11 protein-coding genes are annotated in these 14,812 nt (G+C 63.2%); 4 read left to right on the top strand and 7 right to left on the bottom strand.

The annotated features are described in order from the left end of the window. The first annotated feature begins 44 nt into the window (after nt 1-44). Nucleotides 45-407, top strand: coding sequence for a YbjQ family protein (locus CUJ89_RS19555; RefSeq protein WP_114179148.1), 363 nt, complete (start codon nt 45-47; stop codon nt 405-407). A 46-nt stretch (nt 408-453) separates the two neighbouring features. Here the strand turns inward: CUJ89_RS19555 and CUJ89_RS19550 are convergent, their stop codons facing one another. The 3 genes from CUJ89_RS19550 to CUJ89_RS19540 all read right to left on the bottom strand — a co-directional run bounded on the left by CUJ89_RS19550 (nt 454) and on the right by CUJ89_RS19540 (nt 4,867). Next, nucleotides 454-1,704, bottom strand: coding sequence for an MFS transporter (locus CUJ89_RS19550; RefSeq protein WP_114179147.1), 1,251 nt, complete (start codon nt 1,702-1,704; stop codon nt 454-456). A gap of 797 nt (nt 1,705-2,501) precedes the next feature. Next, nucleotides 2,502-3,647, bottom strand: coding sequence for a beta family protein (locus CUJ89_RS19545; RefSeq protein ID WP_114179146.1), 1,146 nt, complete (start codon nt 3,645-3,647; stop codon nt 2,502-2,504). Nucleotides 3,648-3,649: 2 nt separating this feature from the next. Next, nucleotides 3,650-4,867: an ImmA/IrrE family metallo-endopeptidase gene (locus CUJ89_RS19540; protein ID WP_236655031.1), complete on the bottom strand. Its 1,218-nt coding sequence runs from the start codon at nt 4,865-4,867 to the stop codon at nt 3,650-3,652. 549 nt (nt 4,868-5,416) lie between these two features. On the opposite strand from CUJ89_RS19540, the gene CUJ89_RS19530 reads away from it, so the two are divergent. Beyond that, nucleotides 5,417-6,247 (top strand): hypothetical protein, encoded by an 831-nt coding sequence (locus CUJ89_RS19530; RefSeq protein ID WP_114179144.1) that lies wholly within the window; start codon nt 5,417-5,419, stop codon nt 6,245-6,247. Nucleotides 6,248-6,624: 377 nt separating this feature from the next. Here the strand turns inward: CUJ89_RS19530 and CUJ89_RS19525 are convergent, their stop codons facing one another. The 3 genes from CUJ89_RS19525 to betC all read right to left on the bottom strand — a co-directional run bounded on the left by CUJ89_RS19525 (nt 6,625) and on the right by betC (nt 10,568). Further along, on the bottom strand, nt 6,625-7,764 hold the full coding sequence (locus tag CUJ89_RS19525; protein WP_114179143.1) for a porin: 1,140 nt from the start codon (nt 7,762-7,764) through the stop codon (nt 6,625-6,627). 257 nt (nt 7,765-8,021) lie between these two features. Further along, entirely contained in the window at nt 8,022-8,987 is a 966-nt protein-coding gene (gene choX, locus CUJ89_RS19520; RefSeq protein ID WP_114179142.1) for a choline ABC transporter substrate-binding protein, read from the bottom strand. A 45-nt stretch (nt 8,988-9,032) separates the two neighbouring features. Then, nucleotides 9,033-10,568, bottom strand: coding sequence for a choline-sulfatase (betC, locus tag CUJ89_RS19515; protein ID WP_114179141.1), 1,536 nt, complete (start codon nt 10,566-10,568; stop codon nt 9,033-9,035). A 240-nt stretch (nt 10,569-10,808) separates the two neighbouring features. Between betC and CUJ89_RS19505 the strand changes: the two genes are divergently transcribed. Then, entirely contained in the window at nt 10,809-11,714 is a 906-nt protein-coding gene (locus CUJ89_RS19505; RefSeq protein WP_114179140.1) for a choline sulfate utilization transcriptional regulator, read from the top strand. Nucleotides 11,715-11,884: 170 nt separating this feature from the next. After that, complete coding sequence (purU, locus tag CUJ89_RS19500; protein ID WP_114179139.1) at nt 11,885-12,763, top strand: formyltetrahydrofolate deformylase; 879 nt, start codon at nt 11,885-11,887, stop codon at nt 12,761-12,763. Between the two features lie 167 nt (nt 12,764-12,930). Here purU and CUJ89_RS19495 read toward each other — a convergent pair whose 3' ends face one another. Next, nucleotides 12,931-14,586, bottom strand: coding sequence for an APC family permease (locus CUJ89_RS19495; RefSeq protein WP_114179138.1), 1,656 nt, complete (start codon nt 14,584-14,586; stop codon nt 12,931-12,933). Between the last annotated feature and the right edge of the window lie 226 nt (nt 14,587-14,812).

Raw genomic sequence — 14,812 nt, 5'->3', positions numbered from 1 at the left:
CGGATAGAATCGTCATTCGACCACTCCGCTACACGCTTCCCGCCATGATCGACACCACCCGCTCCCTCGACGATCTGTCGCCCGCTCGCGTCACGACCACCTTCGACCTGCCCGGCCACACCACCGTCCGCTCGCTCGGCGTCGCACAGGGCATCGTCGTGCGTTCGCGCTCGATCGTCGGCTCGTTCGGTGCGTCGCTGCAGACGATCTTCGGCGGCAACATCACGCTCTATACGTCGCTGTGCGAGAAGGCGCGCCAGCACGCCTTCGACAAGATGCTCGCCGATGCGCGCAAGCTCGGCGCGAACGCGATCGTCGCGATGCGCTACGACTCGACCGAGATCGGCTCGGGCGTGACCGAAGTGATCTGTTACGGCACGGCCGTGAAGGTGACGCAGGACGCCTGACCGCGCCGACGCGCCATCGCGCACTTCCGCCGGCGGGCAACCTGCGTCAATGGTCGCGCTCGAGCGATTTCATGTTCGTGAGCTGCGGAAACAGCCGCATCCATGTGAGCGCGACCGCGATCGTTGCAGCGCCGCCGACGACGATCGCCGTCGGCGCACCCCACCACGCAGCCGTCACGCCTGATTCAAATTCGCCGAGCTGGTTCGACGTGCCGATGAACAGCGAATTGACCGCGCTCACCCGCCCGAGCATGTCGTCGGGCGTGCGAAGCTGCACGAGCGACAGACGCACGACGACGCTGACCACGTCCGACGCGCCGAGCGCCGCCAGCGCAACGAGGGACAGCGTGAAGTGCCGCGACAACCCGAACACGATCGTCGCGATGCCGAACGCGATCACGCCGCCGAACATCGCGCGACCCGGCCGGCCTTTCAACGGGAAACGCGTGAGCCACAGCGTGCCCGCGAGTGCGCCGACCGCAGGCGCCGCGCGCGATGCTCCGAGCCCCCACGGCCCGACCTGCAGGATATCGCGCGCATAGATCGGCAGCAGCGCGGTCGCGCCGCCGAACAGCACCGCGAACAGGTCGAGCGACAGCGCGCCGAGGATGGCCGGTTCGCGCCGGATGAATGCGATCCCCGAAAACACCGAGCGCAGCGTGACCGGCTCGCGTGCAGGCGGCGCGCTGCGCAGCGGAATCGTGCCGCTCAGCGCCGCCGCGATCGCGAATGCCACGACGCTCGTGCCGAACGCGACGGGCGCACCGACACCGTAGAGCAGACCGCCGAACGCGGGCCCAAGGATCTGCGCGGCCTGGTTCGCGGACGTCGACAGCGCGGTGGCTCGCGGCAGGTCGGTGCGCGGCACGACGGCCGGCAGCAGCGACGACACCGACGGCGATTCGAACGCGCGGGCCGTGCCGACGATCGCCGCGAGCGCATACACGGCCGGCGCGGTCAGCCACCCTTGCGCGGCGCCGAGCAGGAACACGCCGGCGGCCAGCGCCTCGACGCCCTGGCAGATCGTCGCGATGCGCCGGCGGTCATAGCGGTCGGCCACCTGCCCGACGACGAGCGTCAACGCGAACATCGGCACGAACTGTGCAAGACCGACGAGACCGAGCGCGAAGGCGCTGTGCGTGAGTGAGTAGACGTACCAGCCGATCGCGACCGACAGGATCTGGAAGGCCAGCGACGACATCACGCGCGTGCCCCAGAAGCGCTGGAACGGTGCGTGGCGGAACAGGTTCGCGGGTAACGGGGATGGAGGGATGGATTCGGGCAAGGGGGCGGTCATCGGGGTCTCGGCGGTCGGCGGTGCGTGACGCAACCGCTCAACGAGCGGCTACCTGCGCATGTGCGTGCTTGCGCAACGACTTGCCCACGCGACCCGATATCGGTCCCCGGTCGTGGAGACGGTCGGCTGGACAGCGCAGACGCGGCCAAATCGCGATGATATGTCAACCACGACAAACCGGCCGTTCGATCGGCCGAGGCAGGAGCGCACTACACCGGCGCATCCGCACCGCACCGCAAAAAAAGTTCGTCGTGGTTTTCCGGGGAACGCGGGGCAGACTGTCGGAGATCGGCCAATTTCTGCCGTTCGTCGAAACTGTGCAGAGGTCACCCGAACGGCTGGTCCACTCAAAAAACCGCCAGATGTGCGACGCGCGCTAATCGGCCTTTGCGGACATTCAGACGTTGCTGCTTGTACGACTGCTTCAGACCGATCTTCAGCCATTTGTGTCGCCGTGCTGACGAGGTCGGATCTCGCCGCTGTCGGGCGAGTACGCTTACGTGCTGTTGAACAGTTCGCCGCAGTTACCGCACTTGTTGCGGTCGCCGCTCAGCATCACGCCTAGCCGCACCTTGCGCGCTTCTTCCATCATGAGCATGACTGTCCTCCTACCCACCGATCGACGTCACCCAAAAAGAAAAAAGTCCGCTCCTCTCGCGAGGAAATCGGACTGGTTACTGCAGCAGACACACGACATCTACTCTGCGCAAAGAGTGAGCAATTTGTCCCAAGCACACCGCTGCCCATTCGAACGTACGACCCGTATCCTTACGAGCGGACGTCCGCAGTCGCATCGGCTATGCTTGACTCAACGCACTGACGCCCGCCGTGGTACGAGCGTATTCGTAGATCTCAGCGACGATCGCTGCCAAGTGATGGCTCGTATCGTACGCAATCCAGTTCGTGGAACTGCCACGCACTTTTTGCTCACTGCATTGTTTGATCATCGCATCACCCCAGCTGAAACCCTCTTTCAGATAGTGCGGAGACTTGACGATGTAGTCCGCAAGACTCCACATCTGCGCTCCCTGCGGAGGCAGCCGCATCGACTGGCCACGAACGATGAGGAATTCGTTCGCGACCGTGTAGCGGATCTTCCCATTTGTATCAGGAGACATCGCGTCGCTCGACCGCGGGCTGCGAACCCCGTAGTCGCCAAATACCACTCTCAGTCCCGGGGTTGATGGAAGCAGCGTCTTCCACATAATCATTTCGCCGCGCTGCAGGAAACCCGCCGAGTTGTGTTTTTTCACAGCCTCGTTGATGGTGGACGGCATCGAAGATCCGGCAATCACCACTTGACGGAAACCGCGCGTCCGGAGGAATTCGAGCGAAGCAGATACGGTTGGCAAAAGGTCGGCGATCGGTTGCGTCCGTATGTCGCCGAGATCGATAAGCACAGGCAAGTTCTTTGCGATCAGGCCGCATTCGCCCAGGATGTCGCCGAGATTATCGTCGAACATCTCAGGATCAGCCATATCTTCAAGATCTTCCGGCTCCAGCCGCAAAAGCGCCTTGCCTCCGTTCATTGCCAGAACGTGGCCGATGGCAGTCCGGTACGCGGCATTCGGCCAACGGTCTGCACCGATGACAGCATGGAAGTCCATCGCATGAGAATGCAGTTCACCACAGAAGTACGTGTACGTGTGTTCGCCATTCTCAACCGTGTCCGCAGGGCCGAAGGCAAACATGTCGATGAAGAACGGGCGATCCCCATGTGCATCTGCCAGTTTCGTCGCCACGTCGCTGAGGTAATCCTGCAAAAGCTTCGGAGGCTTCGGCGGCTTCGGTGCGGCGCCGGGCTTCGGCTTCACGGGTTTGGCCGATGGCTGCTTCTGGACCTCAAGCAAAGGCATTACGGCGCGACTGACGTGGGCGTCCATATGACGCAAAGCATCGAACTCTCCGTCCTTAGCTCGAAGAATAGGTACATAAGTAAGCATTCTTATACTCCCTGACCCAAACGATTCGCGAATAACCTTTTAACTTGGTCGTATCCAACCACGTCATTGAAAAGCTGAAAGTTGTTCAGCTCTCGGCGCAGCCGGCCCGCGATTACCGCCGGACTGATCTTTAATTCACGAGCAAGAGATTCGATATTTTCTTTGCTCGGTGCTATGAACGCATCACTTCTTTTCCAACTCACGCGCGGAATGAAAGCTTCGCGAGCGAGCCTGTTCGCTTCGACTTCCCGACGATCCTCGCTCGAAGCGTCAAGATCATCGAGGAACGTTTCGTCTTGACCTACGTGTTTCCATAGATGCGCGACTTCGTGAAGCAGCGTGAACCAGAAATTGTCCAGACGATCCTGCCGCAACGTTAAGGCGATGATAGGAGTGCCATCATTGTCTTTCAGCGCCGCACCGTCCAGAGATGTACCTTTGAGTTGGGTTTCAAATACAACGACAATTCCGTGCTTCTCAAGGAACTCGACCGCCAGCAGCGGGCCGTGCTCAAACCAGCTTAGCTGCGCGATCTCACGAAGGAACTCAGCCGACAGCACCTCAGGCGTGAACGCGCGCGCCGGATCCTTCGCAATACGCGCCTTCTGGATGACACGCGCGAGCCAAGCATGCAGCGCATATTTTGTCGTCGGCGAGTAAGCATGGCCGCCGATAGTTCGGCGAAAAGCCGTCGCCCCAAACTGCAATCCAACATCCGCGATGAAGTCTTTGACCAACTGGTCCGCGCCGCGAGCCGCTTTCGACGAGAGCTTGGTCAGCCATCCACGCGCAACCATTTCCTTCACAGGGAATTTGGACCAGTCGACCGATTCTGCCGGCTTCTCCTCTTCGACCGTGCTAAGTCCGATCAACGTTTCCGCCGATATACCAAGACCCACCGAGATTGCGCGAATCATCGGTACGGTAAGCGGACGCTTTCTTCCCAAAATTTCGGAGACCCGACTGCGCGTGCCGAAATACGGAATGAGATCGGACTGCTTCAGGCCGCGCTCTTCCATGCGGAACAAAATGGCATTAACGGGATCAGGCGCCTCAACAGGATAGCGGTTCGACTCGTACGCATCGATAAGGACAGACAGCAGTTCCAGCCGCTCGCCGCCTTCACTCCCGGGGGCAGGATGAAGTTGGATCAGGGCGTGCACCTGTTCCAGATAGTCTCGATACTGCTCGTCCGATTTAATTACCTTAAGGTCGATCATGATGCCGCTCGTTCTATGCCTACAATCAACGCAATCCCCTGAGGGAAGTGCACAACGAGCTCAATGACCCACACGGCCCCTCCTACTCGAAAAATGAAAGTATCTGGGCCCGCAACAGTAGCTCGCGGGAATTGCGTGAGCAGATCCGCCGCGCCCTTCCAGTGCGCAGCGCTCAACTCTGAAATCCAGCTGCACAGCCAAAGCCGCGCGTCATTGTCCAGAGGGATCTGGAGCTTGTCTTTGCCGAGTAGCCGCATGTTTGTTCCCAATTTGGGATCAATATACCGGATTCATCTGGGCTTGTAAAGTTCCCAATTTGGGAATTTTACATTTCGTTGGTTGCCGCGACTCATAGACCTAGCCTCGGGCAACACGGAGATTCCGCAACCAAGCCACCGGAATAGCGATTGAAAGCGTAAAGTAATATTTCTCGGCCGGTGCCTAGCTCCACGAGCCAGCGGCACGGCCCGTGTCCAATGTCCGGTGAGCGTCGTCGCTCGCACCTCACCACGGCTCCAGTACAATTCGTCCGACCTCGTAGGGAACTGAATGTCAAATCACAAACTGGACCTGCTCGACAATGCGATGGACAGCCTTGCCGAAGCGCTGACCAAGTTCGAGGAAGGCGACAACGGAAATCCGAAGGCTTACAAGTTTTGTGTGCTTCACATGGCTCATTTCATTGAGCTGATTTTCAAGCACTACATCACCGAAAAGCACCCGCTGTTGATCTACATGAATCCGTTCGAATCGAACCTCAAGCCTGAGAAGGCGCGCACAATCGGACTGTGGGAAGCGGTCAACTTCATCAACAATGAAGAAAAAGACACGGTTTCCGGCGACTTCCGCAAAGATCTAGAGTGGCTAAAGAAACTGCGAAACGACATCGAACACCACAAGTTCGAGATGGACGTGGCGACGGCGCGCACGACTATCGGTCGATTATTTCGCGCGGTTTTGGAGTTTCTTCACTACAACAGCGACGTTGACATCGAGCAGGCGATTCCTCAGAACGCAATGGATACGTTCAAGGTGCTGTCCGACGAGTATCAATTCAAACTGAAGGATGCGATCAGAGCGGCGGATACTGTCGAAAAGGAGAATCCGCAAGGCCCTTTCGATCCTGATGGTCCGCCGGCACGGATCGATTGTGACGGTTGTGGCAACTTTACGATGGTACTAAACGAAGCTTCAAAGACCGGCTATCGGTGCACGTTCTGCGACAACGAAGATGGCGATAACGTCCCTGCAAACTGCGACATCTGCGGTGTAGCCTGCGAGACCGGTGATCTTGACTTTTGGGAAAACGAAGCTGGTCAACGCGAGGGCCGCTGTTATTACTGTTCTGGCCGCTACGCCGCCGACCGCGACTCAGACTGACGCTGATCGCGGCCGCGCGTAAAGCGCTTCGCAAAGGCCTTCCGATCCAAAGGTTGTTCCAGGACGATAAGCGCCTGTTGCTCAAGTCCGTTCAGGATCTCAGCGAGATCGTGCGAATGGGCGCAGTTCGGCTAGGAGCGGCCTCACGAACGACAATGCTTGAATGTCTGCTTAGGCCGATAGCTTGCCGGAGAGTTCGCCCGCGAATGGACGCTGTACTCCGAAATGCGCCGTACGGGTCGCAGCATGCCGACCGGCGGCTTAGGGTCGGACAGCGACATCCCCTGAAATCCGCGAAGAAACAAAAAAAAAGCGCGAACCGCAGTTCGCGCCAAAGAGAGACCTCGCTGAAGACGTCAACTTCCACACCACCCCACTCAGAACGAATGCCGCATCCCGATCCGCACGTCGGCCTGCGTCTGCGTCGTCGACGGCGTGAAGCTGTAGCCGACCACCGCATCCACGCCTTGCGACGCGCGCAGGTAATCGCCGGAGATATACACGTCGGTGCGCTTCGACAGCAGGTAGTGCAGGCCCGCCGTGCCCTGGTTCCAGTGATGGCCTTCGAAGCGCGTGTGCTGGTAGCCCGCGATCAGGCTCAGCGCCGGCGTGAACTGGTACAGGCCGCCGCCTTCAAACACCTGCATGTGCGACGACTGGCCGAAACCCTTGATCGTCGTGTACGAGAAATTGGCGTCGAGCGTCAGCTTGCCGATCGTGTAGCTCGAACCGATGCCGAACGTGCCCTGGCTGTCGACGTCCATCGGCGTGTTCGCGAACAGGTCGGTGCGTGCGCCGGTCGCCGGATCGACGGTGACGGTCTGCTGGCCGAGGAACGTGTGCGTGCCGATCATCGCGTACGGGTCGAACGCGTAGATGCCGTTCGGGTTGTTCAGGCGCGTGTACGCGGCGCCGATCGAGAAGTCGCCCTTCGTGAAGCTCGCGCCCGCGCTCCATGCGCTGTTGCGATGGAAGTTGCCCGCGACGTTGCCGAACGAGTACATCGCGCCGAACTTGAAGCCGCTGAGGTCGTTCGACAGGAACTTCACCGAATTCGGCAGGCGGTCGCCGTTGAAGCGGTCGAAGTCGCCCTGGTGGATCGCATAGCCGCTGCCCCACGCCGAGATGTTGTAGATCGATACGAGCTCGTTCGTGATGTCGAGCTGGTTGCCGAACGACAGCGTGCCCCAGTCGTTCTGCAGGCCGACATACGCCTGCCGGCCGAACTCGGCGCCGCCGAAGCCGAGCTGCCCGTTGCCGAGGTGGAAGCCGCTCTCGAGCGTGAACACCGCCTTCAGGCCGCCGCCGAGATCTTCCGTGCCCTTGAGGCCGAAGCGGTTCCCGTACGCGACGCCGTCGTCGAACTTGACCACATGCGAGCCGCCCGTGTTGTTCACATACGTGATGCCCGCGTCGAGAATCCCGTACAGCGTCACGCTGCTCTGCGCATGCCCGATGGCGGGAATACAGGCCGCGCATGCAAGCGCGGCGGCTACGGCAACTTTCGTTTGCTTCATTATCGACCACCCTCCCTGAACCGTTCGATGGAAAGAACCTCTTCCCGGCGCGCGCCGCGATGCGCCGGTGGATTCGAATTCAGTACGTCCGATGGCTTCGGCATTTCGTTTTGCGCAATAGCGCAGCCATTGGCGAAAAATACAAACCCATATTTCCTGTCACCCGTCTGAAGGCGACACTAAATGGTCGCGATGCGACCCGGTCGGGAAAACACGTAGACAGGCGGCACGGCAAAACCGGCCGCCCGGAGGGTGGGTCAATGGCCGTCGAGGGCCGCGCGCACGGCCGGCAGGCCCGGTGCGCCGGCCGCCGTCGTCACGCCGTCCAGCCAGCCGGCAACCAGCGCCGGGTCGGCCTTCAATGCATGCTGGGCCGCGAGCGCGGGCGACGTCTTGTGGTCGAGCATGTCGGCGATCATCCGGTTCTCGACGTCGACGGAGAACGTCATCTGCCGGAACAGCCGAGCAAGGTTCGCGCACTGGCCCGCGAACCCCGAACGCGTGACCGTGTTGACCGTCGCGCCGCCATAGTTCGGGCCGAAATACGCATCGCCGCCCGACAGGTAGGTCAGGTGGAACTTCGTGTTCATCAGGTGCGGCTCCCACGCGAGAAACACGATCCAGCGCTTGTCGCGCACCGCGCGCTCGACCTGCGTGAGCATGCCCGTCTCGCTCGATTCGACGAGCGCCCAGTTCGCCGGGCCGAGCGCATGGTCGGACAGCATCCGCTTGATGTTCTGGTTCGCGGGCGCGCCGGGCTCGATCCCGTAGATCTTGCCGCCGAAGCGGTCCGCATAGCGCGCGAGGTCGGCGAACGTATGCACGCCGGCGGCCGCCACATAGTCGGGCACGGCGAGCGTGAACTTCGCGCCGCTCAGGTTCGCGTGCAGCACGTCGATCGATTTCTCGTCGACGAACGGCTTCACGAGCGGCGCCTGCGCGGGCATCCAGTTGCCGAGGAACACGTCGACCTGCCCTTTCTTGAGCCCCTGGTACGTGATCGGCACCGACAGGTTCGCCACGTCCTGCCGGTAGCCGAGCGCCTTCAGCACGACGCCCGCCATCGCGTTCGTCGCGTCGATGTCGGTCCAGCCGGGCGCCGCCATCTTCACGTCGCTGCACGTCTGCGGATCGGCCGCGTGCACGGCCTGCGTCGTCATCAAGCATGCGGCCGCGGCAAGCGCCGCGCCGATCCGGGTTGCTGCATTGCATTGCCGTTCCATCGCCAGCCTCCTCCGTCGTTCGTCAATGATCGCGATGCGGGACGCTCAGCGCCCGACGCGCGGAAAGCGCGCCATCGCCTCGAGCGTGTCGAGTTCGATGTGATTGCGCATGTAACGCTGGCTCGCGTCGGTGAACGGCTGCCAGTCCCACGCCTGGATGCGGCCCTGCGTCGTCGCCGCGTAATGGAAGCGCCGGCGCCGCTGGCTCGCGCGCACCTGCCGGTCCAGCTCGGGCAGGTTCCAGCGCTGCGCGGCTTGCGTTCGGAACGCCGCGAGCACGTCGGCGGCTTCCGGCGAGCCGGCCAGGTTCGTCAGCTCGCGCGGGTCGTCGGCGAGGTTGTAGAGCTGGTCGGGATCGGCCGGGCAATGCACGTACTTCCAGTCGCCGCGGCGGATCATCACGACCGGCGCGACCGCACCTTCCGCGAGGTATTCGCCGAGCGCGACGTCGTGCGCGGGCATGCCGTGCAGATGCGGCACGAGGCTCGCGCCATCGACCGGGTCCGGCCAGCCGCCGGCCGGTGCGGCACCGGCCAGGTCGACGAGCGTCGGCAGCAGGTCGACGTGCGACACGGGCCCGCGCACGCGTGCGGCGCCGAAGCGGCCCGGCGCATGGACGATCAGCGGCACGCGGCAGCCGCCTTCGAAGAACGTCATCTTGTACCAGAGCCCGCGCTCGCCGAGCATGTCGCCATGGTCGGACGTGACGATCACGATCGTGTCGTCGGCGAATCCGCATTGCTCGAGCGCGGCCAGCACGCTGCCGAACTGCGTATCGACGTAGGACGTCGCGCCGTAGTACGCGCGGCGCGCGGCGCGGACCTGCGCGTCGGTGGGCGGCGTGCGGTCGCTCTCGCAGACGAAGCGCAGCCGCTGCGAATGCGGGTCTCTGTCCGCTGCATCGACGCGCACGGCCGGCATGTCGATCTCTTCGTCGCGGTACAGGTCCCAGTATTCGCGCGTGATCGCGTACGGATCGTGCGGATGAGTCAACGACACGACCATGCAGAACGGCCGCGCATCGTGCCCGGCCGCGCGCTCGCGCGCGACGTCGTACAGCTTCTGTTTCGCGGCGAACGTGACTTCGTCGTCGAAATCGAGCTGGTTGGTGCGCACGCACGGGCCCGCCTCGAGCACCGAACTCATGTTGTGATACCAGCTCGGCCGCTCCGTCGGGCTGTCCCAGTCGGGCACCCAGCCGAAATCGGCCGGATAGATGTCGGTCGTGAGCCGCTCCTCGAAGCCGTGCAACTGGTCGGGCCCGCAGAAGTGCATCTTGCCGGACAGCATGGTCCGGTAGCCGCCCGCGCGCAGGTAGTGCGCGAACGTCAGTGTTTGCGCCGGCAATTCGGCGGCGTTATCGTAGGCGCCGATCCCCGACGGCAGCTTGCCGGTCAGCAGCGAGAAACGCGACGGCGCGCACAGCGGGCTCGCGCAGTACGCGGCGTCGAACACCACGCCTTGCGCGGCGAGCCGGTCGAGCGTCGGCGTGCGCGCGACGCGGTTGCCGTACGCCGGCAGCGCGAACGGCGTGAGCTGGTCGGCCATCAGGATCAGAATGTTGGGTGTCGGGTTCGTCATCGGCGGTCGTGAGGAAAGCGGTGTTCGAATGGAACGGCGCGCCGCTCGGGCAGCGAGACGTCCGGCATGACGGATGCGGCCCGAAGAAAGTGCCGCGCGTGCCTGCCGCGACTGACTAGAATCGTGGAAGGCCTTGCGCAGCGGCCGTGAAGCTTGCGTGCCATGCCGTCCGATGCACTATCGCCCGCCCGAATTCAGGCGGGAAGGCGTCCGGCCCTTATGGGGCCATTAGAGGGGCTTATGTCGAAACCCGAACCGTTACCGTCAATGCAGGCGCTGCGCGCGTTCGAATCGGCCGCCCGGCTCGCGAGCTTCACGGCCGCCGCGCGCGAGCTCGGCTCGACACAGCCGGCCGTGAGCCAGCAGGTGTTCCAGCTCGAGGCCGAACTCGGCGTGCCGCTGTTCGAGCGCAGCCCGCGCGGCGTCACGCTGACGAGCGACGGCCAGTGCCTGTACGAAGCCGTGCGCGTGAGCCTCGACACGCTGCGCGGCGCCACCGCGACGCTGCGCGCGCGCCGCGAGCACGGCGCGCTCACGATCGTCACCGACTTCGGCTTCGCGACCTACTGGCTGATGCCGCGCCTGGCCGGCCTGAAACGCGTGATGCCGGATGTCGACGTGCGCGTCGTCACGTCACAGGATTACGACGCCCAACGCGACCACGGCGACATCGCGATCCTGTTCGGCGACGGCCACTGGCCGTCGTGCACGGCCGCGCGGCTCTTTCCGGAATCCGTCACACCCGTGTGTTCGCCCGCGTTCCGCGATGCGCACCCGCACGTCGCGCGGGCCGACGATCTGCACGCACTGCCGCTGCTGCACGTGCAGCCGACGCGCCCCGAGCGCTGGCTGTCGTGGTCCGGCTGGTTCGACGCGCACGGCCTCGACGCGCCGGCTGCCGCGCGCGGCGTGACCTTCAACAGCTACGCGCTCGTGATCCACGCGGCGCTGCTCGGCGAAGGCGTCGCGCTCGGCTGGTCGCCGCTCGTCGACGAACTCGTCGCGTCCGGCCAGCTCGTGAAGCTCGTCGACGCGCCTGTCGTTACGTCGCGCGGCTACTTCCTGGTGCGGCCGCCGCAGCGGCCCGAGCCGGACGCGACCCACGTGTTCCGGCGCTGGCTGCTCGACGCGTGCGCGCAAGCGTGACCCACCGGCCCCGCCCATGCGCGCTGGCGTGCCGATACCAGCCACACGGCGCGTTGGTTCTATCCTCCCCGAAATCGTCCTGATTTACTTGAGCCTCCCGCTACCCGAGCGGCGCAGCGCTTTCGTGCGCCGCCGCACGGCCGTGCGCCCCATGCCAACCGAGGAGTCTCATGTCCGCCGAGCACCGCCCCGATCAATTCGTCCTGACACTGTCGTGCCCGAGCGCGGCCGGCCAGGTCGCCGCCGTCGTCGGCTTCCTCGATCGCCATCGCTGCTATGTCGATGCGCTGAACGTGTTCGACGACGATCTCAGCAACCGCTTCTTCGTTCGCTGCGTCTTTCATCCGACGGATGAGACGCTGCAGATCGACGCGCTGCGCCAGGAATTCGCGCCGATCGCGGCCGGCCTGGGCGGTGGCGACATGCAATGGGCGATCCACGACGTGAACGCGCGGCCGAAAGTGCTGATCATGGTGTCGAAGCTCGAGCACTGCCTCGCGGACCTGCTGTTCCGCTGGCGGATGGGCGAACTGAAGATGGATATCGTCGGCATCGTGTCGAACCACCCCGACTTCGAGCCGCTCGCCGCGCAGCACGGGTTGCCGTTCCGGCACTTCCCGATCACGGCCGACACCAAGGCGCAGCAGGAAGCGCAGTGGCTCGACTTCTTCGAGTCGAGCGGCGCCGAGCTTGTGATCCTCGCGCGCTACATGCAGGTGCTGTCGCAGGAGACGAGCGCGAAGCTCGCGCACCGCGCGATTAACATCCATCATTCGTTCCTGCCCGGCTTCAAGGGTGCGAAGCCGTATCACCAGGCGCACACGCGCGGCGTGAAACTGATCGGCGCGACCGCACACTTCGTCACCGACGATCTCGACGAAGGCCCGATCATCGAGCAGGTCGTCGAACGCGTCGATCATGCGCTGCGTCCCGAGCAACTGCTCGCGGTGGGACGTGACGTCGAATCGATCACGCTTGCGCGCGCCGTGAAGGCGTTCATCGAGCGGCGCGTGTTTCTGAACGGGGATCGGACGGTGGTGTTTTCGTAAGCACGCAGCGCGTTCGTTCAAACGCGAAGGCAACGAAAAAGGCCCGACCGGCAGGTAGATGCCGGTCGGGCCTTTTTCGTGTGACCGCGTTGCACATGCCGCTTCGTGCGACGGCCCCGTGTGCGGTTTCCGGGGCCGTCGCGTGCGGCAACGCAGGCGTTACATCGTCACTTCACCCACGCAAGGTAATACGACAACCAGATCGTCAGCCCTGCGCCGATCAGCGCCGCGTAAGGCATCAGACTCAGCCACATGGCGCGCTTCGGCACTTCGAGTTCCATGTCGCGCTGCATCTGCGCCGGGAAACGGCCGCGATCCTGCCAGTAGTGGCGGAACAGGAAGACCGGCACGATCAGCAGCATCGCGATCAGCCCGTTGCGCAGCGTGCCCTCGCCCTGCAGGTTCGCGCCGGCGCCGACATAGACGAGGTTCGCGTAGCCGCAGATCGAGCCGCCGACGAGCAGCCACGTCGGGCAGCGGAACGGCCGATCCCAGTTGCCGCGATCCATCCGGTGGATCCAGCCCGACTGAAGATTCAGGAATACGAACAGCATGTAGCAGACGTTCGAGATCGACAGCACCGTCATGTAGTCCGACATCATCAGCAACACGAGGTTGAAGCCGAGATCGGTCCACATCGCGCGCGTGGGCGAGCCGTGCTCGTTCACGTGCGACAGGTACTTCGGCAGCCAGCCGTCGACCGATGCCTGGTACAGCGTGCGCGACGAGCCCATCATCGACGTCATCACGATCAGCAGGATCGACAGCATCAGCATCACGACGACTGCATTCGCGACCCACGCGCCGCCGCCGACGATCTTCGCCATCGCAGCCGCCACACCGGTGCCGTCACCGATCGACGGATCGAGCATCGCCTGCGTGCCGAGCGCGCCCTGGAACGCGAGCGGCACCAGCGTCATTACGACGAGGCACAGCGCGCCCGACCAGAAAATCGCCTTCGCGGTGTCGCGCCGCGGATCGCGGAATTCGCGCGTGTAGCAGACGGCCGTCTCGAAGCCGTACGACGCCCAGCCGGCCATGAACATCGCGCCGAGCGCCATCGTGACGCCCTGCCCGTTCCACGAGCCGAAAGTCGCGGCCGTGAGGTTGCCGTGCGCGTCGCGACCGAGCGGCAGCAGCGGGAGCAGGTTCGACATCGGCACGTCGCCGGTGACGAACGGCACAATGCCGACGATCAGCAGCGGCGTGAGCGATGCGATGCCGAGAATGCGCTGCGTGCGCGCAGCCTTCGATGCACCGCTGTGCTGAAGTTTGAACGTGATGAGAAGCAGGATCGCCGCAATGATGAACGTCGCGTTGATCCGCAGGGACAGACCCGGCTTGATGAACCCGAGATCCGCAACCTTGAGCTGCCAGTGCAGCACCGCCGCGTTGGCGGGAAAGAGACTCGTGAGCGCGTAGCTCGCCGCGAGGCCGCAGCCGAGCGCAAGCATCGGCGACCACGCGAGCCAGTTGCACCACACGGAAACCGGGGCAATCAGCTTGCTGTAACGGACCCAGCCGATCGCGCCATATACCGACGCGCCGCCCGATTTATGGGGAAATAGCCCGGAGATTTCCGCATAAGTCGCGCTTTGAACCAGCCCCATCGTGATCGCGGCGATCCAGATCGCCCACGCGGGCTGGCCGATCGTCGCGCATACGCCGCCGATCGTGAACAGCACGCCTGCCGGCACGCCGCTCGTTACCCAAAATGCGTCTTTCCAAGTCAGGCCACGATGCAGCGTGTGGCCCGTCGAATCATGTGAGATGGTTGCCTCAACATCACTGGTGCGGTTCGCACGCAGTCCTGCCTGACTCATCCAATTCCTCCTGTCGATCAGTGTTAGCGCTTTATCGCTTACTCTGGTCCCATGCAAAGCTGTGACGCCTCCGCATAAGGGCCGTAGTGTAACAACTTACGCGATTTTTTGCAGAATCAGCAAAAGAATGCCGGGATATGGCCGCATTTCATCACGATTATTTCGGATTACTGCATGCCATTCCCGGCGCGTTTTTTATGATGCTTCGCAAGACGTATCGTTGGGT

It is taken from the genome of Burkholderia pyrrocinia (genome assembly GCF_003330765.1).
GTDB lineage: Bacteria > Pseudomonadota > Gammaproteobacteria > Burkholderiales > Burkholderiaceae > Burkholderia > Burkholderia pyrrocinia_B.
Note: the sequence above shows the minus strand (reverse complement) of the source record. Positions and strands in the feature narration are given on the sequence as shown.